General features: G+C 63.5%; 20 protein-coding genes. 10 read left to right on the top strand and 10 right to left on the bottom strand.

Annotation, left to right across the window (positions count from 1 at the left end; translation table 11 throughout):
• The first annotated feature begins 17 nt into the window (after positions 1-17).
• From AC1DKY_RS11765 to AC1DKY_RS11730, 8 genes are all read left to right on the top strand, one after another.
• Entirely contained in the window at positions 18-1,562 is a 1,545-nt protein-coding gene (locus AC1DKY_RS11765; protein WP_441603172.1) for an XrtA system polysaccharide chain length determinant, read from the top strand.
• Between the two features lie 2 nt (positions 1,563-1,564).
• Complete coding sequence (locus tag AC1DKY_RS11760) at positions 1,565-2,344, top strand: P-loop NTPase family protein (RefSeq protein ID WP_441603173.1); 780 nt, start codon at positions 1,565-1,567, stop codon at positions 2,342-2,344.
• 83 nt (positions 2,345-2,427) lie between these two features.
• Positions 2,428-3,774, top strand: a complete 1,347-nt coding sequence (locus tag AC1DKY_RS11755) for an outer membrane beta-barrel protein (protein WP_441603174.1) — start codon at positions 2,428-2,430, stop codon at positions 3,772-3,774.
• Entirely contained in the window at positions 3,771-4,544 is a 774-nt protein-coding gene (locus AC1DKY_RS11750; RefSeq protein WP_441603175.1) for a serine aminopeptidase domain-containing protein, read from the top strand. The genes AC1DKY_RS11755 and AC1DKY_RS11750 overlap by 4 nt, the downstream gene beginning before the upstream one ends.
• A complete protein-coding gene (locus AC1DKY_RS11745; protein ID WP_441603176.1) occupies positions 4,544-5,365 on the top strand; it encodes an alpha/beta hydrolase family protein in 822 nt (273 codons plus the stop codon). Before AC1DKY_RS11750 ends, AC1DKY_RS11745 begins: the two co-directional genes overlap by 1 nt.
• A gap of 2 nt (positions 5,366-5,367) precedes the next feature.
• Complete coding sequence (gene galE / locus AC1DKY_RS11740; protein ID WP_441603177.1) at positions 5,368-6,372, top strand: UDP-glucose 4-epimerase GalE; 1,005 nt, start codon at positions 5,368-5,370, stop codon at positions 6,370-6,372.
• A 68-nt stretch (positions 6,373-6,440) separates the two neighbouring features.
• Complete coding sequence (locus AC1DKY_RS11735) at positions 6,441-8,120, top strand: hypothetical protein (RefSeq protein WP_441603178.1); 1,680 nt, start codon at positions 6,441-6,443, stop codon at positions 8,118-8,120.
• 46 nt (positions 8,121-8,166) lie between these two features.
• The gene (locus tag AC1DKY_RS11730) at positions 8,167-9,711 is read left to right on the top strand and encodes an oligosaccharide flippase family protein (RefSeq protein ID WP_477179929.1); all 1,545 of its coding nucleotides are present in this window, start codon (positions 8,167-8,169) and stop codon (positions 9,709-9,711) included.
• A gap of 956 nt (positions 9,712-10,667) precedes the next feature.
• Here AC1DKY_RS11730 and AC1DKY_RS11725 read toward each other — a convergent pair.
• From AC1DKY_RS11725 to AC1DKY_RS11710, 4 genes are all read right to left on the bottom strand, one after another.
• The gene (locus AC1DKY_RS11725) at positions 10,668-11,420 is read right to left on the bottom strand and encodes a glycosyltransferase family 2 protein (protein WP_441603180.1); all 753 of its coding nucleotides are present in this window, start codon (positions 11,418-11,420) and stop codon (positions 10,668-10,670) included.
• Entirely contained in the window at positions 11,417-12,361 is a 945-nt protein-coding gene (locus AC1DKY_RS11720; RefSeq protein WP_441603181.1) for a methyltransferase domain-containing protein, read from the bottom strand. Before AC1DKY_RS11720 ends, AC1DKY_RS11725 begins: the two co-directional genes overlap by 4 nt.
• A gap of 5 nt (positions 12,362-12,366) precedes the next feature.
• Positions 12,367-13,611, bottom strand: coding sequence for a hypothetical protein (locus AC1DKY_RS11715; protein WP_441603182.1), 1,245 nt, complete (start codon positions 13,609-13,611; stop codon positions 12,367-12,369).
• 66 nt (positions 13,612-13,677) lie between these two features.
• Complete coding sequence (locus tag AC1DKY_RS11710) at positions 13,678-14,310, bottom strand: polysaccharide deacetylase family protein (RefSeq protein ID WP_441603183.1); 633 nt, start codon at positions 14,308-14,310, stop codon at positions 13,678-13,680.
• Positions 14,311-14,749: 439 nt separating this feature from the next.
• Between AC1DKY_RS11710 and AC1DKY_RS11705 the strand changes: the two genes are divergently transcribed.
• The gene (locus AC1DKY_RS11705; RefSeq protein ID WP_441603184.1) at positions 14,750-15,940 is read left to right on the top strand and encodes a glycosyltransferase; all 1,191 of its coding nucleotides are present in this window, start codon (positions 14,750-14,752) and stop codon (positions 15,938-15,940) included.
• The gene (locus AC1DKY_RS11700) at positions 15,937-18,036 is read left to right on the top strand and encodes an NAD-dependent epimerase/dehydratase family protein (protein ID WP_441603185.1); all 2,100 of its coding nucleotides are present in this window, start codon (positions 15,937-15,939) and stop codon (positions 18,034-18,036) included. Before AC1DKY_RS11705 ends, AC1DKY_RS11700 begins: the two co-directional genes overlap by 4 nt.
• Positions 18,037-18,815: 779 nt before the next feature.
• Here AC1DKY_RS11700 and AC1DKY_RS11695 read toward each other — a convergent pair.
• Genes AC1DKY_RS11695 through AC1DKY_RS11670 form a run of 6 tightly spaced genes read right to left on the bottom strand, consistent with a single transcriptional unit; the run spans position 18,816 to position 25,994 of the window.
• Positions 18,816-19,997, bottom strand: a complete 1,182-nt coding sequence (locus AC1DKY_RS11695; RefSeq protein ID WP_441603186.1) for a glycosyltransferase family 4 protein — start codon at positions 19,995-19,997, stop codon at positions 18,816-18,818.
• The gene (gene pelF, locus AC1DKY_RS11690; protein WP_441603187.1) at positions 19,994-21,109 is read right to left on the bottom strand and encodes a GT4 family glycosyltransferase PelF; all 1,116 of its coding nucleotides are present in this window, start codon (positions 21,107-21,109) and stop codon (positions 19,994-19,996) included. Before pelF ends, AC1DKY_RS11695 begins: the two co-directional genes overlap by 4 nt.
• A complete protein-coding gene (locus AC1DKY_RS11685) occupies positions 21,106-22,464 on the bottom strand; it encodes a phenylacetate--CoA ligase family protein (RefSeq protein WP_441603188.1) in 1,359 nt (452 codons plus the stop codon). Before AC1DKY_RS11685 ends, pelF begins: the two co-directional genes overlap by 4 nt.
• 46 nt (positions 22,465-22,510) lie before the next feature.
• Positions 22,511-23,776, bottom strand: a complete 1,266-nt coding sequence (locus AC1DKY_RS11680; protein WP_441603189.1) for an O-antigen ligase family protein — start codon at positions 23,774-23,776, stop codon at positions 22,511-22,513.
• Positions 23,764-24,870, bottom strand: coding sequence for a polysaccharide deacetylase family protein (locus tag AC1DKY_RS11675; protein WP_441603190.1), 1,107 nt, complete (start codon positions 24,868-24,870; stop codon positions 23,764-23,766). Before AC1DKY_RS11675 ends, AC1DKY_RS11680 begins: the two co-directional genes overlap by 13 nt.
• The gene (locus AC1DKY_RS11670) at positions 24,864-25,994 is read right to left on the bottom strand and encodes a glycosyltransferase family 2 protein (protein ID WP_441603191.1); all 1,131 of its coding nucleotides are present in this window, start codon (positions 25,992-25,994) and stop codon (positions 24,864-24,866) included. The genes AC1DKY_RS11675 and AC1DKY_RS11670 overlap by 7 nt, the downstream gene beginning before the upstream one ends.
• Positions 25,995-26,022 lie beyond the last annotated feature (28 nt).

The following is a 26,022-nucleotide window of genomic DNA, read 5'->3' as shown; positions in this document are numbered from 1 at the left end:
AAAGGGAGGACGTCGCCATGAGTGGAGAACTCAGGCCGATGGCAAGCCTTGTGCCGGCATTGATCAATGAGGCACGTCGCCGCCGTCTCATGTTGGGCATCGCGTTTGCCTTGATTGCGCTGGCTGCATTGACTGCCGGCATGTTGTGGCCGCGCAAGTACGTCGCTTCGACGACGATTCTTGCGCAGGAGAGCAGCATCATCACGCCCTTGATGGCGGGTGCTGCTGCACCGACGGCTAACCAGAATCGCGCCAGCATGGCGCGCGACGTGATCTTCAGCCGCAAGGTGATGGCCAAGATCCTCGAAGCTGGTGGCTGGATGGCCACCCATCCGTCGCCGGTGGAACAGGACCGCATCGCCGAAGGCATCAAGTCGCGCACCCAGGTGCAGATTTCGCACGACAACCTGATCACCATTGCCTATAGCGACAGCAACGCCAAGCGCACCTTCGACGTGGCGCATGCCTTCGCACAGCTGTTCATCAGCGAAAGCCTGGCATCGAAGCAGCGCGAGAGCCGCGAGGCCTACGAGTTCATCAACAGCCAGGTCGAGGCCTATCGCGCCAAGCTGACCGACGCGGAGGACAAGCTGAAGGCGTACCGCGATGCCAACGCCGACGCACGGCCGGGTAGCGAAGCGGATACCGCGGCACGCATCAGCCAGTTGCGTACGCAGATCGAATCCGCGCGCATGGACATGATGGAGCGTCGCTCGCAGGAAGGCTCGTTGGCGTCGCAGCTCAACGGCGAATCCGAGGTGAATACGGTGCAGACGGCGGATGGCCTGCTGCAGGCGCAGCTGGGCGAGCTGCAGGCGCAGCTCAACAAGCTGCTGTTGACGTATACCGATTCCTATCCCGATGTCGTGCGCATCCGTCATCAGATGGAAGACCTGAAGCGGCAGCTGGCCGCTTCCGACCAGCGCCAGCACGCAGCCCAGTTGGCGGGTACGCCCACTGCCTTGGACAGCAACGTCTCGTTCAACCCGGCTTATCAGCAGATCAAAACGCAGCTGTCTTCGGCTCGCGCAGCAAGTGCGGCAGCTGCCGCACGCATGGGAGCGAGCGAGGCGATGCTGCAAACCGAGTTGCAACGCAGCGCGCGTATCGCCAACTCCGAGAACGTCACGGCCGAATTGACCCGCGACTACAACGTCAACCGCGACGTCTACCAGGACTTGCTCAAGCGCCGCGAGAACGCCCGCGTGTCGATGAATCTGGATGCCGAACAGCGTGGCCTGACCTTCCTGGTGCAGAACCCCGCCGTGATGCCGCTGTCGCCATCGGGCCTGCGCTTCATGCATTTCGGATTGGCGGGCATGGGTTTGTCGCTGGTCTTGCCGCTTGGCCTGCTGGTGGCTCTGGTGTGGTTCGACCCGCGCGTGCGCTCGGTGTGGCAGCTGGAGCAGGCTATCGGTGCGCCGGTGCTCGCGACGATTCCGTTCTATCCCACGCCGGGTGATCGCCGTCGCGATCGCATGCGCAACATGATCCTCGGCCTGATCGTGATCGGGGTGGGCGCTGTCTATCTCATTGCCGTCTGGATACGGCTGAAGGGATGACCATGAAGAATATCGAAGACGACAACATGTCCGAACGTATCAGCGAAGTGTTGGAAGCGGCGGCGCACAACCTCGAGTTGCGCAAGACCTCAAGCCAGTCCATTGCACGCATGCACGAGGAGGGCGGCGCGCTGGCGCCGATCCAGCTCGAGCAGCGGCGGATGATTCATCGCGAAGAATCGGTGCGCCAGCAGTCCGATGCCTTCCGCGAGATCCGTACGCGCCTGCTCGCGATGGGCGGACACCACAACTTCACAACCCTGGTGGTGGCGGTGAGCCCGCGTTCGGGAAGCAGCTTCGTGGCGCGCAATCTCGCCGCCGCCTTTGCGTTCGATGAAGCCAAGACCAGTTTGCTGATCGACTGCAACGTGCGTTATCCGAACCAGCACAAGGTCATGGGCATCGAGCCTGCGCGCGGTGGACTGATCGACCTGATGGATCATCCGGCGATCGGCATCGAGTCGATCATCTATCACACCGGCGTACCGCACCTGCGCCTCATACCGGCGGGCAAGTCGCGTGAAAGCAGCAGCGAATACTTCACCTCCCATCGCATGCGTGCGGTGATCGATTCGCTGCGCTCGCGCTATGCCGACCGCTACATCTTCCTTGACGGTCCCTCCATCAAGGGCGCGCCGGACGCGCGAATCCTCGCCGACCTGGCCGACTTCGTGGTGGTGGTGGCTGGCTACGGGAAGGACACGCCTGGGGCGATCAGCCAGGCGCTCAGTCATTTTGAGCCGAGCAAGCTCGCAGGAGTGGTGTTCAACCAAGCGCCCTAGACCAACAGGAATGAAGGATAGGGAAGAAGGCGCCGCCACAGGGTGGGACGACGCCTCAAGGGGTAACGGTCAGAGGAATGGATATGCCGGCTTACAACAGGCTCGCCCGCGCCACCATGATCGCGCTCGTCGTTGTGCCTGGCACCTCATGGGCAGGCGACTTCGCGTATTCGGTGTTCGGCAGCGTGGAACACAGCGACAACATCGCCCTGTCCACGGAGAACCCCCAAAGCACCAATGTGTTCGTTCCCGGCGTCAACTTTGCCTATCGGCAGGTGGGTTCCACGCTCCAGGCGAACGTAGTCGGTACGGTGGAATACCTCGATTACAGCAACAAGAATTTCGACAGCCAGGTGCTGGGCACGTTGGGCGCGCAGGCCAACTGGTCGGTGATACCGCAGCGACTGGATTTTTCCATCGAGGACGATGCGGGCGTCCAGCCGGTCGACACGCTGGCCAGCAATTCGCCCAATAACGAACAGCAGACCAACGTGCTGTCGTTGGGCCCGATCCTGCATTTCCAGTTCAACGGGTCCACTCGCGGCCAGGCTGAGCTGAAGTATCTCAACAGCTATGCCTCGAAGGTGGACGATTTCGATTCGTCGCGCGGGCTGGGCGCGTTCCGCGTGATTCGCGACGTGAATCCCACGACCCAGGTGTCGTTGAACGTGGAGTCACAGCGCGTCGATCTGAAGAACAACGACGCCGGCCCCGACTACACCCGCAACGAGTTCTATGCGCACTACGTGCACACGCTGCGCGATTTTGACGTGGATGCGTCGCTGGGGTGGGCATACATCGACTTCACCCATGCTCCCAGCGCGTCCAAGCCCTTGGCCAACGTCACCGTGGGCTGGCGGCCGAGCGTGGACAACAGCTTCAGCCTTACTGGCCGCTACGAGTACTCCGATGCGGCCCAGGACATGCTGTTGCAGCCGGGCCAGACCATCGTCGACAGCATGACCAATGTGCCGACCAACCCGCTGGATCTGATCAACGACCCGACCCGCGGCGGCATCAACACCGGCACGATGGTGGTGGACTCGGAGGTGTACCTGGACCAAAGCATCGAGGGCACCTACAGCTATCGCGGCGATCGCTTGTCCATCACCGTGCAGCCTCTCTATCGAAAACTGACCTATTTGAATGACACCGAGTTCAATCAGAAAGAGAAGAGCGGAGCCATCAGCGTGGAGTACAAACTGCGGCCCACGTTGTTTCTGTCGGCGTTCGGCAACTACCAGCATCTCGATTACACCAACATCATCCGTACCGACAAGAGCACGCGTTTCGGTCTTGCGCTGAGCCACCAGTTCACTCAGCGCTGGAGCTGGCGCGCTGCCTATACCCGCCAGTTGCGCAACAGCACGGCCGTCCAGCAGAGCTACCACGAGAACGAATTTCTCGTGTCGCTGGTTTATCACCGATGAAAGCGCGCATCGAAGCCGAACTGCCGTTTTACTTCGGCCCCGGAAGGGAGCTGTTCGGCTTCTATCATCCCGCCGCAGGCATGCGCGCGGCGGTGTTGCTATGTCCGCCGTTTGGCGTGGAGCAGATCCGCTGCCACCGGCTGTACCGCCAGTTGGCCCATGGCTTGGCCGAGGCAGGATTTCCGGTATTGCGCTTCGATTACTTCGGGACCGGCGATTCGGCGGGTGAGAGCCGCGCCTTTGAATGGACGCGTTGCCTCGCTGACGTGGTGACAGCCGCCACAGAGCTGCGCATGCGCCACGGCGGCGGGCGTGTGCTGGCGTTTGGCGCGCGTCTTGGCGCCAATGCGGCGCTCGCGGCGGCGCAGGCGGCGCGACTGGACGGCGTCGTTGCGTGGGACGTGATTACCGATGGCGCAGCCCTGGTACGTCAGTACGACCACATGCAGGAATCCCTGAAGGTCGATCTGAACCGATTCGAATATGCGCGACCGGAGCTCGACGTCAGTACGCAATGGCCGGGCTTTGAGACCAGCGATCGCCTGCGCGGGCAACTGATGGATCTGCGCTTGCTGGACCCGGGCATTGCCTCGGCCTGGCTTGCCTCATCCGTATCCGATGACGCGTCGCAACTGGATGAGCGTTATGCCGGTAAGTGCACCGCGGTCGAGGTTTCGCCGCGCTGGGACGATGTCGACAGCCTTGAGCTGGCGATACTTTCACATCCTTTGCTGGAGGCGGCCAAGCGCCACCTGAAGGAGATGGCCTGATGCACGAGCAGGCCTTCCGCTTTGGTGGCGCCAGGCATCTGGTTGGCGTGGTCGGTTTGCCCGCGCTGATCGACCAGGGCGTTGGCGTGATTTTTCTCAATGCCGGCATGGTGCATCGCGTGGGGCCGTTCCGCCTCCATGTGGAGCTGGCGCGGCGACTCAATGCCTTGGGTTACCCCACGCTGCGTTTTGATCTGTCCACCATCGGTGACAGCGGCGCCAGCGGGCAGCGCCTGTCGCGTCCCGAACAGGTGGTTGCCGATGTACGCGACGCGATGGAACTGCTGAAGCAGCAGTCGGGGTGCACGCGCTTTGTATTGTTCGGACTTTGTTCCGGCGCGCAGAACGCGCATTCGACGGCGTTTGCCGACGAACGCGTGGCAGGTGCGTTTTTCCTCGATGGCTATGGACATCGCACGCTGGGGCAGCGCGTGCGTCATTACCTGCCGCGCCTGTTGAGCCTGTCGGTGTGGCGCCAGCGATTGGCGCGTCGTGGCGTGGCAGTGGCGCAGCGTCCCGCCGAGCCGGCCTTCGTGGTCGAGCCGTTGCCGCCGAGGGTCGTGCGCGCGCAGCTCGCCGACATGCTCCAGCGTGGAATCAAGCTCGATTTCATCTACAGCGGCGGCGTGGCGCGTTACTTCAACCACGTCCGCCAGTTCCGCGAGTGTTTTGGCCGGCTGGCCGATCACCCGGGCGTGAGCGTCAATTATTTCAAGCAAGCGGACCACACCTACGTACTCAGCGGTGACCGCCAGCAGCTGCTCGAGCACGTCGCGCAGTGGATGGGTCGCCATTTCCCCGTCACACGACCAGGCACGTGATCATGCACAAAGTACTCGTCACCGGCGGCGCCGGCTATATCGGGAGTCATGTCGTCCAGCAGCTGACGTCACGTGGCGAGCATGTGGTGGTGATCGACAACCTGAGCTCGGGTTATCGCGAGGCCGTGCAGGGTGCCGAGCTGGTGGTGGGCAATGTGGGCGATACCGCGCTGGTGGCCTCGGTGCTGCAGCATCACGGCATCGATGCCGTGCTGCACTTTGCGGCTCACACCGTTGTGCCCGAATCGGTGAGCGATCCGCTCAAGTACTACGGCAACAACACCTGCAATACGCGCAACCTGCTGGCGGCCTGTGCGGATTCGGGTGTCGACAAGTTCATTTTCTCGTCCACGGCAGCCGTGTACGGCCTGACCGAGCATGGCGTCGCCGATGAAGACACGCCGACCCAGCCCGCCAATCCGTATGGTCGCTCCAAGCTGATGTCGGAGATGATGCTCTGCGACCACTGCGCGACTGGGCAGATGCGTCATGTGATCCTGCGTTACTTCAATGTGGCCGGTTGCGATCCCAAGGGGCGCATCGGTCATTCGGCGCCATCGGCGACCTTGCTGATCAAGGCGGCGTGCGAGCATGCGGTGGGCAAGCGTGCATCGCTCGCCATCTACGGCACGGACTACGACACGCCCGACGGCACCGGCATTCGCGACTACATCCATGTGGAAGACCTAGCCACGGCTCATCTGCGTGCGCTGGACTATCTTCGCGAAGGTGGTGATTCGCTCAAGCTCAACTGCGGTTATGGCCATGGATACAGCGTGCGCGAAGTGCTCGATTCCGTGGCGCGGGTCGACGGGCACCCGCTCAATATCGTCGAGCTGCCGCGACGCGCCGGCGACCTTGGCATGCTCATCGCGTGCAGCGACCGGCTCAAGCAAGTGCTCGACTGGCAGCCGCAATACGACGATCTCGATTTCATCGTGCGCACAGCCCTGTTGTGGGAACGCAAGCTGGTAAGCAAGCCTGCGCCATTGTCGTCGGTGGCGTGATGACGGGAAGCGCGCCCGCGTTGGTTTCCCGCCCGATAGGGGGACGTAGGCGCGGTGCAACTTCATTAGTGTGGCTCGCCCTGCTGCTGCCGATGACATGCTGGTCGGCGGGGCATACGCACAAGTCGCATGGCGCGCCCACCAAGACTACTGAAGCGCCCGCTGTTGCAGCACCTGCCGATAGTGCAGCTGTGCAACGCATCGTGGTGCATCAGAACGTGGGCGAAGGGCCAGAGGTTCGAGTCTCCGTAGGCATTCCTTTTCCGCCATCGACGCTACGCGATGTGCAGCAGCTGCGCATACTCGATGCGGCGGGCAACGAAGTGCCATCGCACGTGGACGCGACCCTGCTCTGGTATGCGCGCGATCGCAGCATTCGGGCGGTACGCGCCCAGTTTCATGCCCAACTAACCAAGGGTGAGGGCACCTATTATTTCTCGATCGGCAAGCCGCGTACCCGCGACGCGCCCGGCTGGCCGTATGCGCAGGAACTGGTGACGGATGGGCAAGGCGTGCGTGTGGCTGCCGCTCTCGCAACACTGGAACCGGCGTGGCTTTGTGCGTCGCTGATTGCCGGCCCGCAGACGCCTGCCACCAAGGGCGAGGCCTACGCCAACTACGTGTCCACCCAATTCGATTGGGCGAAGAAGCTGCCGGCCGACGATCACACCGCGTGGCTGTTCGATCGCCCCAGCACGTTGTTCAAGGCCTATGTGCGAACGGGCCGCTTTGATTACCTGCAAGCCGCCGATCAGAGCTATCACTTCTACATGAAGTACATCAAGCGGGATGGCATGCCGTTCAGTCCGTTCTGCGCGGGCGGCTGGACCATGGGTAAGGAGCCGTGCGACGTGAAATACGTCTACGTCGAGCCCATCCTGCTGGCTCTGGCGCTCACCGGCGACGATAGCGAACACGATAGGGAGACCGTCGACAAGATGGTCATCCTGTGGCAACACGGCGGCTGGAGCGGCACGCCGGGACCGTATACGAATCCGGGCGAGCGCTTCACCGAGCGCCTGGCGGGGCTGGGCCTGCTGGCCACCATCAACGCCTATGAACTGACTGGCGAGACGCGCTATCTCGCCCATGCGCGCGAACGCGTGAGCTGGCTCTATGACCATCAGCGCAGCAACCCGGACAAACTCGGCGTCGACGGCTCGTGGCGCAACAGCTGGAACCTGCACGAAGACGATTCCTGGAACCCGCAACACGATGTGCGCGGGTCCTCGCCGTGGATGAGCGAGAACATCATCGACGGCCTCTGGCACACCTGGCTGGTCACGGGCGACCACCGCATCCCGGACATGATCACGGCCTTTGGGCGTTACCTGGAGCGCTACGGCTGGATCGACGTGAACACCATCGTGCAGGGTCACGAGTGGCGCAATCCGTGCTCCGGTGAGAAAGGGCAGATCGCCTGGTACTGGGCATCCTCGGGCGCCAGTCGCAGCAAGCTGGCCGAGATCGAGGATTCCGACGGCTGGTACAGCGACTCGCACAACGTCGAGCTGGTGATGCCGGTGGCGGCAGCCTATTACTTCGAGCGCGATCCGGCGCAAAGCGATGCGCTGAAGCGTCGTCTCGACGCACTGGCCTCCTCCTACAACACCGAGTGCGCGCAGATTGGCGAGACGGTGCGTCGCTTCAACTGGAACAACCGCGGCAGTGGCGTGGCGATGTGGTTGCTGCAGCAGCCGCCGGGCAGCGGATCGAACTCGCCGCTGGCGGCGCACACAACGCCCTAGGGCTTGGATGGGACGAATGGCAAGGTATCAGCAGGGGCAGGTTTAGATGAATCGTCGTATGGCAGCACTTCGCAGCATGGCGCTGGTGTCGGCTTCCACCTATGTGGAATACGCGCTGGGCCTGTTCATCAGCGTGTGGATTGCGCGCGCGCTGGGGCCGGCGGACTTTGGCCGCTATGCGTTCACGGTGTGGCTGTGCGGCTGGTTGATGACTTGCAGCAATCACGCATTGACGACTTCTTCGACCAAATTCATCGCCGAGGCCTACGGTGCGGAGCTGCCCGAGGTCGCCTCGCATATCTCCTATCGCCTGATGCGCAATCAGATGTGGAGTTGCGCGGTTGTGATTGCGCTGTTTTTCGCCGGTGTCGCGATCATCCGCCCGCAGGAATGGGCGGACTTCATCTTGCCGATCACGGTACTCGTGGCTATCGGCGTGGTGGCCAAGGCCAATTACAGCCTGCTGGTGGCCATATCGAAAGGGCAGGAGCATTTCGAGCCGGTGTCCATCGCCACGGTGATCTCGGGCGTCATCATGCTGGCCCTGGTGGGGCTTGCCACCTGGTTCCACGCAGGCCTGCTCGCCTTCGTCGGGATCTTTGCGGTCTCCTGCCTGACGCTGAACCTGATCAACCGCATGGCGTATCGCCATTACTGCCTGCCGTTTGGCCCGGGCGACGTGCCCGATGAAATGTCCAAGCGCCTGACGCGCCACTTGCGGCTTACCGCGGTGCTGATCCTGTTGATTGCGCTGAAGACCAACACGATCGAAGTCTTTCTGCTCAACACCTATGCCAATTCCACGGCGGTGGGCTTCTTCGCCATTGCGGGCACCTTGACGCGCGGCGCGGTGGAGCTGTTCTCAGTGGGACTTACCTCGACACTGCTGCCCTACATGGCGCGCGCCTTTGGCCAGAGTGGGCAATCGCACGCAACCCGCGTGCTGTCGGAGGCGACGCGATTCTATTGGGCCACCGGTCTGATGATTGCGGGGCTGGGTTTTGTCACCACGCCGGGGTTGGTGACGCTGATGTACGGCAACAAGTACATCGATGCGATTCCTGCGATCGAGGTCACCCTGGTATTGGCGGGGCTGTTGCTGATCACCAACAGCATCGCCGCCTTCCAGGTGGTGACGGATCGGCAGGGGGACCGTCTGCGCATCTCCGGGTCGGCGTTGATCATCAACGTGATCCTTGGGTTCAGCCTGATTCCGCACTTTGGTCTGCTGGGCGCGGTGCTTTGCTATGCCGGCACGCGTCTGGCTGAGCTGGCGATCTGCACGTTTTATATCCGGCGTGTGGCCAGTGCCGGGTTGCCGATCGCACCGATGCTGAAGCTGTTTGTCGTGGGGTTGGTGGCCACGGGAGCGGGATGGTTGGTGGCGGCGGTGACGCCGGGGCACTTTGCCTTCATCACGGGGGCGGTGACGTTTGTCGCGGTGTTCTTGCCTTCCAGTTTCCTGGTGCGTTACTGGAGTGAAGAGGATTTCCGGTTGATGGGGATGATTACGGATAAGTTGGGGCCGGTGGGGCGGGTGGCGAAGAGGGTGTTGGGGATGTTGCAGGGGCCGGTGCCTAGGGCGCCGTAGAGTTTTAGCTCGTCATCGCTGTGCGGCCGATTTTCAGTTCGTCATTCCTGTGAAGACGGAGATCCGGTGACTTTTCACTCGATTGTGGCGATATCGCCAGCGTGCCGCCTGCGCGGCGGGCGTTTCGAACGGCTGCCGCCGCTCGAGTCACTTTTCTCTTGCTGGCCCAAAAGATCCCACGGGACTAGCTTCGCGTCGAAAGTAACCCAAAGAGAATGGCCTGATAACGCCCGCAGCATCGTGTTGGGATAAGCCCGAACGCTTGAGGTGCGCTGTTGTGGGACAACCTCCGAGGGTACACAGGGATACTTCCAAGCGCTGCGCAACGCGCCCGAATCGCTGAGGACTTAAAGCCGGGCCTCGCTGCGCTTCGGCCTTAGCCGCGCATGGCAGTTGGTGCCGCGCCTGGCGCTTGTCTGTGGGAGCGCACCCTGTGGGCGACAGCCACGCTGGGGTGTACCGCTCCGTAGGATTGTCGCGCACAGGGTGCGCTCCCACAGAAGAGCCGACCGGCAAGATTGATCCGCCATCCACAGACCTGCGTCCTCCCTTGTAGGAGCGCACTTGTGCGCGACCGCGGCGCTGGGGTGTACCGCTCCGTAGGTTTGTCGCGCACAGGGTGCGCTCCCACAAAAAGCCGACCGGCAAGATTGATCCGCCATCCACAGACCTGCGTCCTCCCTTGTAGGAGCGCACTTGTGCGCGACCGTGGCGCAGGGGTGTGCCGCTCCGTAGGATGGTCGCGCACAGGGTGCGCTCCCACAAAAAGCCGACCGGCACGATTGATCCGCCATCCACAGACCTGCGTCCCCATTGTAGGAGCGCACTTGTGCGCGACCGCGGCGCTGGGGTGTACCGCTCCGTCAGGTGGTCGCGCACGAGTGCGCTCCTACAAGGGGATTTTGGCCATGGGGTGAGGGCGCGGCGGCGTTTCCGATGTCGTGCATCGGCGGCCGTCACGCCATCCTTTTCCTCATCGCCTGCCACGCGTAGTGGCACATATATTGGGATGAGGAGAGCCAGCTGAGGTGGGCGATGTCACGGTAGATGCGCCACTGCCAGCAGGCGGCGCGCCATTTGTCGGCGGAGACGGAGCCGTCGCGCACGCAGTAATAGGCGAGGGGCTGGTCGCCGGGGACGCATGAAGCGGAGCCGGCGCGGCGCACCATCTCCAGCCAGAACACGTAGTCCTCGTGACCTACCTTGCGAAATGCCGCGTCGCCCAGGCTGCGGTCGTAGAGGCCGGTAAGGTTGCCGATATGGTTGCTGCGCAGCATCTGCTCGTAGCTGACGGTGGCGGGTGGCCTGACGCAGGAGAGCAGGTGGCCTTGTTCGGTGACGCGGTCATAAGCCGTGAATGACACGCGTGCACGCGTCTCCTCCATATGCTCCATCTGCCACTCCAGCTTGCGCGGATGCCAGCCGTCGTCGCTGTCAAGAAATGCGATATGGCTGCCGCGCGCCGCTGCAATGGCGACGTTGCGTGCCGCTGCCACGCCTGCGTTTTCCCTGGCGTGGATCACGCGAACGCGATCGTCTACTTCGGCGAGCGAGTCGAGCAGCGCGGGCGTCTCGTCGGTGGAGCAGTCGTCCACGACGACCAGCTCCCATGAGGCATAGGTCTGCGACAGCACCGAGGCAACCGCGCCGCGTATATAGTTCTGCGCGTTGTAAGCGGGCATCACCACGCTGACCAGGGTGCTGCTCATGGACGTGCTTCTGCCGCGTGCTTGCGGCCAATGAAGTCAATCGAGGTCACGCAAAGACGCTCCGGTGGAATGTGCGCGAACTGGGCGTGGACCTGCATGGCCGCCAACTGGGCGAGGCGCGTTTCACGCGCGCACTCGGTGTTGAGCACGATGTCGAAACCCACCGCCTTGGCCCGGTCGACGAACTCGTGCGCGCGCATGCGGTTCTGGTAGAGGAAGGCGTTGTCCCAGCGGCGCCATTGGCTATCGGAATACTTCAGATAGTTGAGCTGGTTGATCTTGCGGTCGACATAAGCATAGTGATCGCCGCAGTTCACCGAATGGAACATGATGCCGCCGGGCGCCAGGATGCGCAGGGCTTCGCGGAAGATGCCATCCACTGCCTCGGGAGCGACGTGCTCCAGCACGCTGTTGGAGAAGACGCAGTCGAGCTGCTGTGAGCCGAGGCTCGTACGCGAGGCATCCGCCGGCGCCTCGTAGACCACTACGCCGTTGGTGGCTGCAGTCACGTCATCGCTCAGCTCCAGGCGCGCCACCAGAATCTGCTGACGCTGTTGAACAACGTGCTCGGGCACATCGCAGGCTTCGGCGATCAAGGCGGTGTGGCGGGCCAGATGGCTGGCGCATTCCCTGACCAGATCCAGCTTGATATGCCGGTTCAGGTCGACCGTGATCACTTGTCTTGCCCCGCCGAGATAGCAGGCAAACGGGAAGGTGGGATACCAGCCGCTGCCGATTTCGAACAGCCGCGCGCCGGCAATGGGAACACCGGCTTCGCGCAGGTGGCCGGCCATCAGGCGCCAATCATCCATCTTGATGTCGAATTCGCGGGTGAAGCCGCGCAGGCCGCCGAACCGGCGCTGCAGCTCGTAATGCGCGCGCTCGCCGCCAGGCACATGTCCCAGCACTTTCTGCAGCACGCCTTTGGCTCGCCAATGCATCGTGGTTACTCCATGCCGGGAACGTCGACCATCGCTGCGGTGGCGCGCTGATCGGGCGATGACGCCGGGGATGTCCACCGGGTGACGCCCGGTGGCGGGGGTAGTTCAAAATCGCGGTAGCGCGCCGGGTTGCCTTGCATGCCTGCCTCGGCGGCCTTGATGATGTTGTACATCTCGCGCGAGGTGACGTAGTGCAGCACGTAGCGCTGCCCATCGTTGTACGCCGACTCCAGATGCTCGTGCATGGCGTGCATGGGGGCGCCGAGCAGCGTCTCCATGTCACGTTCCTGGGTGCCATGCGTGTGGATCTTGATGAAGATCCATTCCGGGCGTCCCTCCACGTGAATGCCCGTGCGCACCCAGGCATCGACACGTTCGGGCGTCGGCGGGCAGCTGTGGCGCACATCGGCGTTCTCGATGCGCGGCATGATCAGCTTGCGGCGGCGCTTCCAGTCCAGCCCCAGCGGGCCTTGCACGATCATCAGGTCGCCCGTGGGCGTGCCGTCGACACGCACCGGCATCCCGGTGTTGTGGGATTTCGGTCGGCAGGGATCATCGGTGGCGTAGTAGATCGAATTGATGGCGCGCGTCTGGGTTTCGCTGGGCGCGGAGGGCAGGGTGAAATCGGCGTAGCAGCCCAGTTCGCGCAACAGGATCAGCTCATTGTTGAGACCGCACCAGCGACCGTCCGCGCGTGAGTTGTCCAGCGACCAGTTGCCATGGATAAAACCAAAGCGCAGCTGGCCCGTGTGTGGATCACGCGACAGCGCCCCGTGCCTCGCATGCAGCAGCTCGTTGAAGCGCGAGATGGTGGCGCAGAAGTTTTCCGGCGTGTCGTTGTCATGGTGCAGGTGAATTTCGATCTCGCCATAGCCGTTGGCGCAGAGTTCGGCGATCTTGTCCAGGTGTTCGGGCAGGTACTCTTCTTCGGGATAGAAGAAAGTGTGCTGGGGCGGGCGTCCATCGGCGTCGCGATGGCGCGACGCCATGGCCGGATAGCCGCTGTGCCAGCGGTCGACGCGGGCGCGCTGGGTGTCCAGATCCACACGACCCCAGGCCGGTTCGTAGTGATCCACGAAGCAGAACATGACGTGGGTTGGCCCAGTCACGGCGGGTCGCGGCCGGCGGCGCAGATAGCTGCCCAGCCACACCTGCATGTTGCGCGAACGTATGGCCATCCACGCCACGATGCAGAAGACGGCGGCGAGCACCGCCAAGATCAGCAACGCCAGGCCCAGTGCTAGGCTCATCTCACATCCCCTGTCAGCGGTCGCCGCGCCATGGCAGGCGCGTTCCGCATGGTGCGCTGCCCAGCGTCATGCAGGCAGCGCGCGAAAGGTGAAACCGTGTTGCTCCCATTCGGGCAGCAGCTGTTCCAGCATGCGGCGCGAGCAGTCGCTGTCGTCATGCATCAACATGACGTCACCTGCGCGCGGCGGTTGTGCACGCAGGCGTGCGGCGAGTTCTTCCGGCTCGCGGCCTTGATAGTCGAGCGTGTCGTATGACCAGTAGGCGAGCTTGCGCTTGCTGAGGGCAAAGCGCAGCGTCAGCAAGAGCGAGAATACGCCACGCGGTGGACGAAAGCCGTGATGAATGAGCCCGTCGAAATGGGACAGCACCTGGTCCGTGCGCTCCACTTCCACCCATTGCTCGGTGTGGGTCAGCGCGTCGAACATCGGGTGGCTATAGGAGTGGTTGCCCAGCGCATGTCCTTCTTCGACGATGCGCTCCACCAGTTGCGGATAGCGTTCCGCTTCGCGCCCGATCAGGAAGAACGTAGCCTTGACGCCATGCCTGCGCAGCAGTTCCAGCAGGGCCGGCGTGTGGTCGGGATTGGGGCCATCGTCAAAGGTGAGATAGAGGGCCTTGTCGGCGCCAGGCGCGCGCGTGAATACCACGGCATGCGGTATCCATTGCAGCAATTGCATCTTTTTCGGTCGGAGCGTCATGACGACAGTTCGCACGGAAAGGATGTGAATGGGCGAGCGCCGCAAGGGCGTCGATCAGCGGCCTGGGCTGCCATCGGGCGCCGTCCTGCCAGGCTCCACTTTGTCGCCAATGGGCTTTGATATCCATCGGGCACATAGTCAATGGGGCATGCCACCGACAGGCTATGGCGAACGGCCGATAGGCCACGGTTCGACCACGCGTGATTGCGTGGAAATGGCTGGAAACAAGGCTTTTCGCTCCGGTTGCCTTGGCAATTCGACGGATGGGAGGGTCATCGGCATTGGGTTAGGCTGCTTGTGTCGAACAGTGGGCGGAGCAGGTGTCCGTGCCTACCCGGCGGCGTTCACCTTCGATGCGCCGCTCTTCACTTGGGGTGATCAACCTGGACAGGGGACAGGTCATGATGGATGTACGCCCGGCCCTCGCGCGGGAGCTGGCATGCTAGAGCACTACGGCGTGGTCTATTTCGGCAACGACTGGTGGGCGGAAAACCGTACCAGCAGCCATCACGTTGCCACGCGTCTGGCCGCGCACATGCCGGTGCTATACGTGGATTCCCCGGGCATGCGCGCGCCGCAGGCCAGCGGACGCGACCTGCGCCGGGCATTTCGAAAACTGCGCGAAGCCTTTCGGTCGCCGCAACGCGTGGACACCAATTTCTGGCATTGCACGGTTCCGCAGCTGCCGTTCCGGCGCATTCCCGGCGTGCCCTTGTTCAACCGCCTGTTCAGCCAGTGGGCGCTGCGACGCGCCATGCGTGTGCTTGGCACAAGGCGTCGCATCTCATGGTTCGTGACGCCTCATCCGGGCTTTCTCGCGCGACGCCTGGGCGAAAACTTCTGTGTCTATTACTGCATCGACGACTATGCCGCTCACCCTGGCGTAGACGCCGAAGTGATCGCTGCCAGCGACCTGGCGCTAACCCAGCGCGCGGACATCGTCTTCGTGGCACCTCCTGCCTTGCTGGCAATCAAGCAGGCGCAGAACCCTCAAACGCGCTACTCCCCGCACGGCGTGGACACCAAGCTGTTTGCACGCGCAGCCGACCCGGCGACGGAGGTTCCTGCCCTGGCACGCGAACTGAAGGGCCCCGTCGTGGGTTATTTCGGTTCGATCCACGAATGGATCGACGTGGAGCTGATCGCCTGGCTGGCAAGTTCACGGCCGCAATGGACCTTCCTGCTGGTGGGCTATGCCGCGATCAAGGTGCCCGAACTGGAGGCACTGCCGAACGTAGTGCTCGCCGGCGCGCAGCCGTATGGCAGCTTGCCCGGATGGGCCAAGGCGTTCGACGCTGCGATCATTCCGTATCGGCGCAATCGCCAGGTGGAAAATGCCAATCCGCTGAAGCTGCGCGAATATCTCGCCACCGGCAAGCCCATCGTTGCAGTGAGCAATCCTGAGATTGCGCGATTTGCGTCCGTGGTGCGCATCGCTGAAGGCCATGAGGATTTTCTGGCCGGTCTCGACCAGGTCCTGGCCGATGGACCGCAGAAGGGCGCTGCCGAGCGCATGGCCTCGGTGGCTGATCAAACCTGGGATCGCCGTGTGGAGGACGTGCTGCGTGAGGTCGCCACGTCGCTGGCCACGGCGGATATGACATTGGCCGACCGTCGGGTGCCTGGATGAATTTTTCTGTCGACAACCGTCTGCGCATCGGCATTGTGGGCGCGGGCTACGTGGCGCGCTATCACATCGAGGCGCTGCAGCGACTGGACTATGTCCAGATCGTCGGCATCTGCGATCTCGATGTGGACGCTGCGCGCAAGCTTGCCCAGGCGTTCGGCATCGAGCGGGTGTTTTCTGATCTTGCCGAGCTCGGCGAAACTCGCCCGCATGCCATCTATGTGCTGACGCCACCGTCCAGTCATTGCCCGTTGACCTTGCGCGCGCTCGACATGGGTTGCCATGTCTTCGTGGAGAAGCCGATGGCCGATTCGGTGGCCGAGTGCGACGCCATGATCGCCAAGGCGCGCGAAAAGGGCTTGGTGCTCTCGGTCGATCACTCGGACCTGTTCGACCCGATGGTGATGCGTGCCAAGGCGCTGGTTGACGCCGGCGCCTGCGGCGAGCTGGTGGCGGTGGACGTATGGCGCAGCTCCGATTATCCGCCCTATGGTGGCGGCCCGCTGCCAGGGATGGTGGCGCAGGGTTCTTATCCGTTCCGCGATCTGGGCGTGCATGGCTTGTACACACTGGAAGCTTTTCTCGGCGAGCTTGCGCAACCCGATATCCGATATCGCTCCACTGGCAGATCCACCACGCTGAAGTTCGATGAGTGGCAGGCCACGGCAGAGGGCGCGGCCGGTACCGGCCGCATCATGCTCTCATGGAATATCCGCCCGATGATCAACCGCATCGTGGTGCAGGGCACCGGCGGCGTGATCGAGATCGATCGCTTCCTGCAGGTGTGTCACGTTCGCCGCGTGTTGCCGGGACCGAAATTCATCGGCATCGTCATGGGCGCGTTTTTTGGCGCGGTGCGCGATGTGTTCCGCATACCGTGGAATGTGCTTCGTTTTGCCACCGGTCGGCTGCGGCCATCGCCTGGCATCCAGGCGGGCGCCCAGGCATTCGCCCAGGCATTGCGTGATGGCAAGGCGCCGCCGGTGAGCGCGGAGGACGGCCGTCGCCCCATTGCCCTGATGGAAGCGGCATGCCGCCGCGCCGATGACGAGCGCAGGCAGGAGCTGGAAGCGCGATATGTCGCGCTCGAACCGGTCGATGCCCTGGTGACGGGGGCGTCAGGCTTTCTTGGGCGCAACCTGCTGAGTGCGCTCCGGCGCAACGGCCAGCGCGTGCGCGTCCTGGTACGCCGGCCGGACCCGCGACTTGCGGCGTTGGCCGAGCAGGTGGTGGTGGGCGACCTGGGCGATCCGCACATCGTGGAACATGCGGTGCAGGGCGTACGCACGGTCTATCACGTGGGTGCAGCGATGGGTGGTGGCCCGCGCGATTTTGAGGCCGGCACGGTGTGGGGTACCCGCAATATCGTCAGCGCCTGCGTGAAGCACGCGACGCAAAAGCTCGTGTACGTCAGTTCGATGAGCGTGCTCGACCACGCGGGGCGCGATCCCGCCGTGGCGATCCATGAAGGATCGACGCTTGAACCCCATCCCGATTGGCGCGGTAGTTACACGCAGACGAAGTTGGCGGCTGAGACGCTGGTTCGCGAGGCCATGCGCGATCACGGTCTTCCTGCCGTAATCATTCGCCCCGGCCAGATCGTGGGGCCGGGATCGGAAAACACCACGCCCAACGGAACCCTGGCCATCGCCGGTCGATGGATTGCGGTTGGTTCGCCGTCGCAGACGCTGCCGCTCGTCTATGTGGACGATGTGGTGGATGCGTTGTTGCTCGCGGCGCATGTGACGGCGGCGCAGGGGCAGGTGATTCATGTGGTCGATCCGGCGAACGTGACACAGGGCGAATATCTCGATCGCGTGCGTCGCAAGCGCGGCAAGGGACTGCGGCTTATGCGCTGGCCGACCGGTTTGTTGCTCATGCTGGCGGTGGGTGTGGAAGGCCTCGGTAAATTGTTGCATCGGAATGTGCCGCTCACGCGCTATCGGGTGAGGTCGTTGCGACCATTGGCAAATTTTGATCAGCGGGCGGCGCGGGAGGTGTTGGGTTGGGAGCCGCGGGTGGGTTTGCGCAGAGGGCTGGATGTGATGTTTGGGGATGAGGTGGTGGGGGAGGAGTTGGCGCAGGTGTCGGATAAGTAGCGGCTGGGGGCGTGTGGCGCATTCAACATTCGCCTGTTATTCCAGTGCAGGCGGGAAGCGCTCTTCAACAGCGGGGCTGATCATCGAGAGCTTCGGTTCTGGGTTGCAGGGATATCGCCAGGGTGCCGCCTGCGACGCGAAGCTAGTCCCAGTGGGACGCGGCGGGCGTTTCGAACGGCTGCCGCCGCTCGAGTCACTTTTCTCTTGCTGGCCCAAGAGATCCCTCGGGACTAGCTTCGCGTCGAAAGTAACCCAAAGAGAATGGCCTGATAACGCCCGCAGCATCGTGTTGGGATAAGCCCGAACGCTCGAGGTGCGTCTGATGGGACAACCTCCGAGGGTACACAGCGGGTACTTCAAAGCGCTGCGCAACGCGCCCGAATCGCTGAGGACTTAAAGCCGGGCCTCGCTGCGCATCGGCTTAGGCATCGTTCCTTCCTTCTGCCACGCCCGCTTGTCTGTGGGAGCGCACCCTGTGCGCGACAGCCACGCTGCGGTGTATCGCTCCGTAGGTTTGTCGCGCACAGGGTGCGCTCCCACAAAGAGCCGACCGGTACGGGCCTGCGAGATCCTTGTAGGAGCGCACCTTGTGCGCGACCGCAGCGCTTGGGTGTACCGCTCCGTAGGCTGGTCGCGCACAAGTGCGCTCCTACAAAAACATCAGCTCGGCAAGGCTGGGCGTTGAAGCGAGGGAAGGTGACCCGGCATCCGGCGAGATGACGGATGCCCAAGACAGGCGAGCGAGCTGGCGAAAGCGCGGCGGTAAAACACCGAGGCACTCACGACGCCGAATACTTCACCTCTCCCGTACGACTCATCGCCGCCGCTTCAAGAATGCCACCCAATTGCTGGACGTTCTCATCCCAGCGAAATCGACTCGCATGGGCAGCGATAAGAGGCGTGTCCCAGGCTTTTCCAAGCGCATCCACCAGCGCTCCCTCCAGACCAATCCGATCATGCACATCCACCAGCATGCCCGCGTGCTCCGGCAATACTTCGGGGATGCCGCCGACGCGGGTGGCGACCACGGGTGTGCCGCAGGCCATCGCTTCGAGCACGACGTTGGGCACGCCTTCGTTATGGCTGGGCAGGCACAGCAGGTCGGCGGCGCGGAACCAGTCGCCGAGTGCGTCGTGCTCGACAGCGCCGACGAGGCGCACGCGCTCCTGGCAACCCAGGGCGGCGGCGCGCTGCAGTAGCGGCTCGCGACTCGGGCCGGAGCCGACGAACATCAGGTTCGCGTCCGGATGCATGGCCAGTACGCGTGGAAATGCCTCGAGCAAGTCGAGGCAGCCCTTGCTGTCCTTGAGGTTGCCCACGTAGAGCAAAATGCGTTCGTCCTGCGGCAGCGACAACCTGCTGCGCGCATCACTGAGTGAGCCGGGCGTAAACAGATTGGGTTCGACGCCGTTGTACAGCACGTGCACCCGGGACGGATCCACACCCAGCGCAATCGCCTTGTCCGCCAGCGCCTGGCTTACTGCCACGACGGCCTGCGCACCGCGCAAGGCCTGGCGGATCTGCGGGCGGATCAAGCCTTGCTCGGCCTTCACGTTGAGATCCGTGCCGTGCACCTTGACCACATAGGGAATGCCCAGATGCCGAGCCACCCAGCTCGCCGCCGCCGCATCCGGATAGGCCCAGCTCAGCAACATGCAGTCGTAAGGGACGCGACGCAGGCGTCGCCATTTCTGCGCCAGCAGCGAGGCCAGCCAGCATGCGGCATGCAGCGGGCGGCCGATCACCGGCGGATAGAAGAACACGAACTGCTCACTGTTGACGTGGTTCACGCGAAACGGCTGGCGTTTGCGGCCGAAGCGCTCGCGAAAGTCCACGGCCGTGATCACGTCCACGTCATGATGTTGGCCAAGCCGTTCGAACTGTTGCCGGTTGAACGGACTGCGCAACGGGTCCCACGGCGAGGGAAACAAGTTGGTCAGTACGAGTATCTTCAGGCTCACGCCGTGTACTCCACGGCCTGGTACAGGCGCTCGTAGCGCTCGGACATGGCTTCCAGCGATCCGTACTGCTCGACCCAGCTGCGTGCCGCCCGTCCGTACGCGGCGGCGCGATGCGGCTCGCGCAACAGCAGCAGGATGGCCTCGGACAGTGCGTCGGCGTCACCGGGAGGCACCAGTTGGCCCGTGCGACCGCTCTGGATGATCTCGCCGTTGCCGCCGACATCGGTGGCAACGATGGGCAGCGCTACTGCGCAGGCCTCCAGCAGCGCCATGGAATAACCTTCGCTGGCCGAGGACAGCACGAACAGGTCCAGCCCCTGCAACAGGTCGCGCACGTCGTTGCGATCGCCGAGAAAATGCACGGCGTCGCGAACGCCTTCCGCCGCTGCGCACGCCTGGAGCTGGGCGCGCAGTTCGCCGTCGCCGATCAGCAGCAGCGCGGCGTGCGGATACTGCTCGTGCACCTGCCGGAAGGCGCGTATCAGCCCGGTCTGGTCCTTGGTCCAGTTCAGCCGGCCGACGTTGCCGATAAGAAAGGCGCTGTCGTCCAGGCCAAGAAGGTGAAGCACGTGCTGCCGCATGGCGCGCGATGCGGGAGTGAAGCGATCAACAGCGATGCCATTGGGCACCACGCGCGTCATCGCCTTGGGCAACATGCCGCGCGAGACGCCGCTGCGTCGCGCGGCTTCGCAGACGGTGACCACCACGTCGGTGCGCGCGAGCGCCCGGCGATAAAGCCACTCCTTGCGGCCGGTACGCTGGCCCGCGCCCATGCCGTGGCGCGTATTGAGTATGCGCAGCACATCGAGACCGCAAGAGGCGAGAACGGCCTGGTAGTGCGCCACCGCGTTATGCGTGTGCAAAACATCGGTATCGTGGCGATCGATCGCCCAGCGGGCGCGGGCAAGCGCGCGCAGATCAATGCCGCGTCCCTTGCGGCAGGCCACCACGGGTATGCCCGCCGCATCGAGCTCGTGCGCGAGCGCTCCGGTGTCGTACAGGCATACCACCTGGCACTGATGGCCTTGCCGCTGCTGCAACTGGACCAGGTCGAGCACCATGCGCTCGAGGCCGCCGCGATTGAGGTTTTCAACCACGTGCGTGATATTCATGCCAGTTCCGACAATGTCACGCGACGCTTGCCACTGCGGGTCAAAGGAATGTCATCGACGAAACGGTAATCCAGCACCACGCTGTCGCCCAGCACCTTGGCAGTCTCGCGCTGGATATAGGCGAGCGAGGCATCGTTGAACTCCCCGCTGCGCACAATGGAAAGTTCCAGCCGGTCCAGTTGCCGCTGCACCAGCTGGAAGCGCGACAGGCCCGGCACGTCCTTGAGCATATGCGGAAAGAACTCGCCGGGAAGGATGCGCCCGTCCGGCGTGCGAATCGCGTCCAGCACCCGTCCGTCGACGCGCTCAAGCAGCGGCAGCCCGCGACCGCAGGGGCAACTGCGCACACCCGACGCCGTGGCCAGATCGCCGTTGACGTAACGAATGAACGGCATGCCGTAGTTGGAAAGGTCGGTGATGGCCACTTCGCCCGGGCCGTGCGCGGCTGGCTGGCCGTCGCCATCAAGCAGCTCCACCACCAGGTGATCGGCATTCACGTGCAGGCCATGGTGATGGCCGCATTCGGAGGCGATCAGCATGAATTCGCGGCAGCCGTAAGTGTTGAAGACAGGGCTGCCAAAGGCCTGCCGTATCGTCTCGCGCTGGTGCGGATGCAGCGCTTCGGCAGCGCCGATCACCGCGTCGGGACGATGCACCTTGCGCCCCGTCTCGACCATCCATTGGGCCAGCTGTGCCAGCGGATTGACATAGCCCACCAGGATTGACGGCCGGTATTGGTCGATCGCATCGGCATAGGAGGCCAGATTGGATTCCGTCATCTCGAAACTGTTGAGTACGCGCCGGGCAAACACCGCGTTGTAGATATTGTCCTTGAGCTGATGCGCGCGCCCCGGCGTACCGACCGCGCCCGCCCACAAATACATGGTGCGACGTCCCGGTCGCGAACCGGCCCAACCGTAGCCGCGCCACATGACGGCGATGCGCCTGTCGTAGCTCTCGCGTGTGTAGCCCAGCTCCAGCGGTTCGCCGGTGGAGCCGCCAGTGCGCTTGAACAGCAGCCGGCCACTCCAGGAAGAGGCCTGCAGGTCTTTGAAATTCTCGCGGATATCGGCCTTGGTCAGTACCGGCAGGCGCGCATAGTCCTGCAGATTGCGGATGTCGTCCGGCTGGATGCCGAGTTCGCGCCAACGCTGCCGGTAGTAGGGAACCTCGCGATGGCAATGTTCGATCAGCGTCTTCAGTCGCCGGAACTGCAGTTCGGCAATCGCCTCGGGCGAGTACCACTGATCGCGTTCGTAAGACGCCAGCCAGGACAGCGTGCTGCGGCGGCGAAGGCCGCTCTCATACGCAGGATAGAGCACGCGGCGGAAAGCCTGCTCGTACCAACCACTCATGGCGAACACTCCATCGATCCGTGCTTGGACATCGAACGTGTAGTAGTCATCCCGTCGTCCTCAGCAGGATGCTCACCAGGACGAACAGGCCAGCGATGCTGCCGACCGCGGCTGGAATCCAGCGCACGCCGCTTTCGCTCATGCTGAAGGCGGGCAGGCCTTCGACGCGTTGACGGGCGCCGAGATAGAAACCGGTGACGATGGCCAGCACCACGTACAGCACGATCATGTAGCTGCGGCTGAGGAAGAACGCGCATACGAACATGCCGCACAGCGAAAGCAGCAGGGTCAGCGCCATCGGCCGTTCAGCGCTCCATGCCGCGTATCGCTCGGGCTCGGCGGCGGCGTCCGGCTTCAGGCGCAGTACGGCCGCCATCATCCAGAAGCTGTAGCCGATCAAGGCCAGCCACAGCAGGTAGCCCACGAACCCGGTTTCCGCCAGCACCAGCACGAACGAGTTGTGCGCGGTGAGATGGTTGTAGTCGGTGAAATTGCCCGGACCCACGCCGAAGATCGGGTGGTCCTTGAACATCTGCAGACCTTCGTACCACGCGTCCACGCGGCCGTTGGCGGATTCTTCGCCGGCATCGAGTTCCTGCATGCGCGAGGACAACATCTTCATCGCCGCCAGGCCCAGCGCGCCGAGGACCCCGGCAACCACGAGGCCGCGGCGATACCAGATATACGCACCGATCACGACCAGCACGCCAAGCATGGCGCCGCGGGAATTGGTCAGGTAGACGCCGTACAGCAGCGTGAGAATGCAGGCCAGCCAGCACAGTTTGCCGATGAAGCCGGCGCGCTTGTACAGCAGGCTGGCCATGGGGAACACGGAAACGAACAGCATGCCCAGGTCATTGGGGTCGTTGAAAATGCCCACGTACTGGACGCGCCCATCCTCGCCGATGGGGATGCCGGTCCAGCCGACGCCGCTGTGGGCCTGGCCGATGCTGTGCAGCGCGAGCAAGGTAGAGCACAACACCATCACCGCCATCAGGATAAGGATGCGACGCTGGGTAGTGCATGCCGCTGCAATCATGAAAAAAGTCAGCACGATGGGGCCGAACTTGCCCATCTCTTCCTTCACCCCGCCGAGCCAGCCGTTGGCGACCTCCGATACCATCAACACCACGAAGAAGGCCAGCAGAATCCCGTACTGCGGTGCACGCGCCGTGCGCAGTCCGGACGCCAGCCACGCGGCAAACGCCAACACCAACACCACCGGCAGCACCGGCAGGCCGATCAACGCGGGAATGTATTCCTGCGGTCGGACGATGGTGAGTACGACGTAGAAGAGGATCAGTGGGAACATGATTCGTCGGTCGTGGCCAGATGAGCGGGTGTCGGGTAGCCGATAAGGCCGGGCAAGGTGAGCAACGCGGCGAACCACGCCTTGCCGTAGTAGCGCTCCACCGCGATGCGATTGAGCGAGTAACGATTGGCCGCCGGCTGCAGGTTGGTGCCGCTGATATAGCTGCAGGCCAGGTCGAAACCCGCGTCGCGGGTCACTTCGATCACCTGCTGGTCGAACGCGCGGTTGCTGCCCACCGGGTAGGACATCAGCAAAGACATCGGCCCCAGTTCGCGCAGCAGCGCGTTGCGCGAGTCGAACACTTCGCGTTCGAGCTCCTCGCGCGGAAGCTTGGACAGCATCCAGTGATTGACGCCATGCGAGCCGATTTCCAGACCTGCCGCGCGCATTTCACGCAGCTGGTCCCAGTTCATCGGGCGGCAGTCGGCGGGATAGGCATGGTCGGACGGCATCTGCCACTCGCGTTCGAGGCGACGGATCATGGCCGCCTGTTCGATCGCGCTGATCTCTTTCATATGGTCGAGCACGTTGCCGGCGAGTTCGCGGCGTTCGGCGCGCGTCGCCGGCATGGGTACGTCCATGCCCAGTTCCGGCAAGGTCAACCGATCTGTCTTCGCCAACAGGATCATGTGGACGAGCCAGTCATAGGCGTACGGCCGGCCGCTGTCGATGTGGCCGGTCGAGATGAAGAAGGTCGCGGGGACGCCCAACTCCTTGAGGATGGGGTAGACGATGCGGTAGTTGTCGTCGTAGCCGTCGTCGAAGGTGATCACCACGGCGTCCGGCGGCAGCGCATCACCGGCCTGGATCGCGGCGGCCACATCGGTTAGGCGCATGGGCCGATAGCGTTCCTTGACCAGCTGCATCTGCTCGCGGAATTCCTCCGGCGTGGTGCTGATCAGCTCCATGTCGAACTCGTACTGATCCGGATCGGGCACCGGCATCACGCGGTGATAGGCGAGAATGCGCAGGTCCTTCTGCCACAAGGCGCGCATCTTCTGCAGCGGACTCAGCAGGCCAGTGTTGTAGCAGAGCTCACCGAGGCGCTCGCGGATGCCGACGGTGCGCGCTTCGTTCGAAGTTGGGCTCACCATAAATGTTCCCCCCGGCTCCGCGCGTAGGCGATGGAGGCCTGCGCGGCGTATAGATTGAGATAGAAGAAGGCGACCACCAGTTGCACGGGCAGCCAGCGTCCGGCATGCGGACGGGCCCGCTCAATCGGCACCAGGCCCATACACAACAGCAGAACCACCAGCAGAGCGCCATACGCCATGTGGTGACGTGCGAGATAGGCCGTCGAAAGCAGGAGCGAGAGGAGCAGCCACGGCGCCAGCAGGCGCAGCAGCTTGTGGCTTACGAACTGGAACCACAGCGGATTGCGTGCCGGTGAAAGCAGCCATGGCGCGACATCGGCGAGCTGGAAGCAGCCCACCATGGCGCGCATCCGGCGTGGCTGCTCGTCCAACGGCAGTTGAGCGGTTTCGCCCCAGACCACGGCACGCGGTTCGAACACCACCCGGCGGCCGGAGGCGGCGACATCCATCGGTATCAGCACGTCGTCCAGCAGGGTGTCCGGCGGCAGCGGCTTGAACAGCTCGCTGCGCACGGCATACAGCGCCGCGCATACGCCGATGGACGATCCGCAACGGCTTTCCGCGTGGCGGATGAATTTCTCGTAGTGCCAATAGGCGCTCACCCCTCGCGCAAAGGTGCTACTGACGTTCTCCAGCTCCAGGCTGCCGCTGACCGCGCCCACCCTGGGATCGCCGAGATTGCTCACCAGTTCGCGCAGGGCGAGTGGCGAGAGCTTGTGCTGCACGTCGGTCATCAGCAGCACTTCGCCGCGTGCCGTGGACACGGCATCGTTGAGGCATAGGGCCTTGCCCCGCGACACGGGGAATTCCAGGACTCGCACGCGGGCATCATGGGCATGGCGGACGAGTGCAGCGGTGCGGTCCTTGCAGCCGTCGCAGGCCACGATGATCTCGATGTATTCCGGCGGATAGTCGAGCGCGCGCAGGTTCTTCAGCTTGGCCCGGATATGCCGCACGCCGTCGCGCACCACGATCACGATGGATACCGTGGGCAGGATGGGTTGCTTGCGCACGGGGCGTTGGGCCAGCTTGCCCCACAGCCACATGATCAGCGGGTAGCCGGCGAAGATGTAGAGCAGCAGCCAGAAACTGGCTGTACAGATGAAGATTGCGATCGTCGTCACCTCGGTTCCCCTGTCACCGATATGCTGC

It is taken from the genome of Dyella sp. 01N448 (genome assembly GCF_056399225.1).
Note: the sequence above shows the minus strand (reverse complement) of the source record. Positions and strands in the feature narration are given on the sequence as shown.

What these genes read in the sequence shown, in the direction of transcription:
- AC1DKY_RS11700 (WP_441603185.1), top strand. Translation starts at nt 15,937, where the DNA reads ATGAATTTTTCTGTCGACAACCGTCTGCGCATCGGCATTGTGGGCGCG.
- AC1DKY_RS11730 (WP_477179929.1), top strand. Translation starts at nt 8,167, where the DNA reads ATGAATCGTCGTATGGCAGCACTTCGCAGCATGGCGCTGGTGTCGGCT.
- AC1DKY_RS11725 (WP_441603180.1), bottom strand. Translation starts at nt 11,420, where the DNA reads ATGAGCAGCACCCTGGTCAGCGTGGTGATGCCCGCTTACAACGCGCAG.
- AC1DKY_RS11680 (WP_441603189.1), bottom strand. Translation starts at nt 23,776, where the DNA reads ATGTTCCCACTGATCCTCTTCTACGTCGTACTCACCATCGTCCGACCG.
- AC1DKY_RS11715 (WP_441603182.1), bottom strand. Translation starts at nt 13,611, where the DNA reads ATGAGCCTAGCACTGGGCCTGGCGTTGCTGATCTTGGCGGTGCTCGCC.
- AC1DKY_RS11760 (WP_441603173.1), top strand. Translation starts at nt 1,565, where the DNA reads ATGAAGAATATCGAAGACGACAACATGTCCGAACGTATCAGCGAAGTG.
- pelF (WP_441603187.1), bottom strand. Translation starts at nt 21,109, where the DNA reads ATGAATATCACGCACGTGGTTGAAAACCTCAATCGCGGCGGCCTCGAG.
- AC1DKY_RS11685 (WP_441603188.1), bottom strand. Translation starts at nt 22,464, where the DNA reads ATGAGTGGTTGGTACGAGCAGGCTTTCCGCCGCGTGCTCTATCCTGCG.
- AC1DKY_RS11765 (WP_441603172.1), top strand. Translation starts at nt 18, where the DNA reads ATGAGTGGAGAACTCAGGCCGATGGCAAGCCTTGTGCCGGCATTGATC.
- AC1DKY_RS11720 (WP_441603181.1), bottom strand. Translation starts at nt 12,361, where the DNA reads ATGCATTGGCGAGCCAAAGGCGTGCTGCAGAAAGTGCTGGGACATGTG.
- AC1DKY_RS11705 (WP_441603184.1), top strand. Translation starts at nt 14,750, where the DNA reads ATGCTAGAGCACTACGGCGTGGTCTATTTCGGCAACGACTGGTGGGCG.
- AC1DKY_RS11710 (WP_441603183.1), bottom strand. Translation starts at nt 14,310, where the DNA reads ATGACGCTCCGACCGAAAAAGATGCAATTGCTGCAATGGATACCGCAT.
- AC1DKY_RS11755 (WP_441603174.1), top strand. Translation starts at nt 2,428, where the DNA reads ATGCCGGCTTACAACAGGCTCGCCCGCGCCACCATGATCGCGCTCGTC.
- AC1DKY_RS11745 (WP_441603176.1), top strand. Translation starts at nt 4,544, where the DNA reads ATGCACGAGCAGGCCTTCCGCTTTGGTGGCGCCAGGCATCTGGTTGGC.
- AC1DKY_RS11675 (WP_441603190.1), bottom strand. Translation starts at nt 24,870, where the DNA reads ATGGTGAGCCCAACTTCGAACGAAGCGCGCACCGTCGGCATCCGCGAG.
- galE (WP_441603177.1), top strand. Translation starts at nt 5,368, where the DNA reads ATGCACAAAGTACTCGTCACCGGCGGCGCCGGCTATATCGGGAGTCAT.
- AC1DKY_RS11750 (WP_441603175.1), top strand. Translation starts at nt 3,771, where the DNA reads ATGAAAGCGCGCATCGAAGCCGAACTGCCGTTTTACTTCGGCCCCGGA.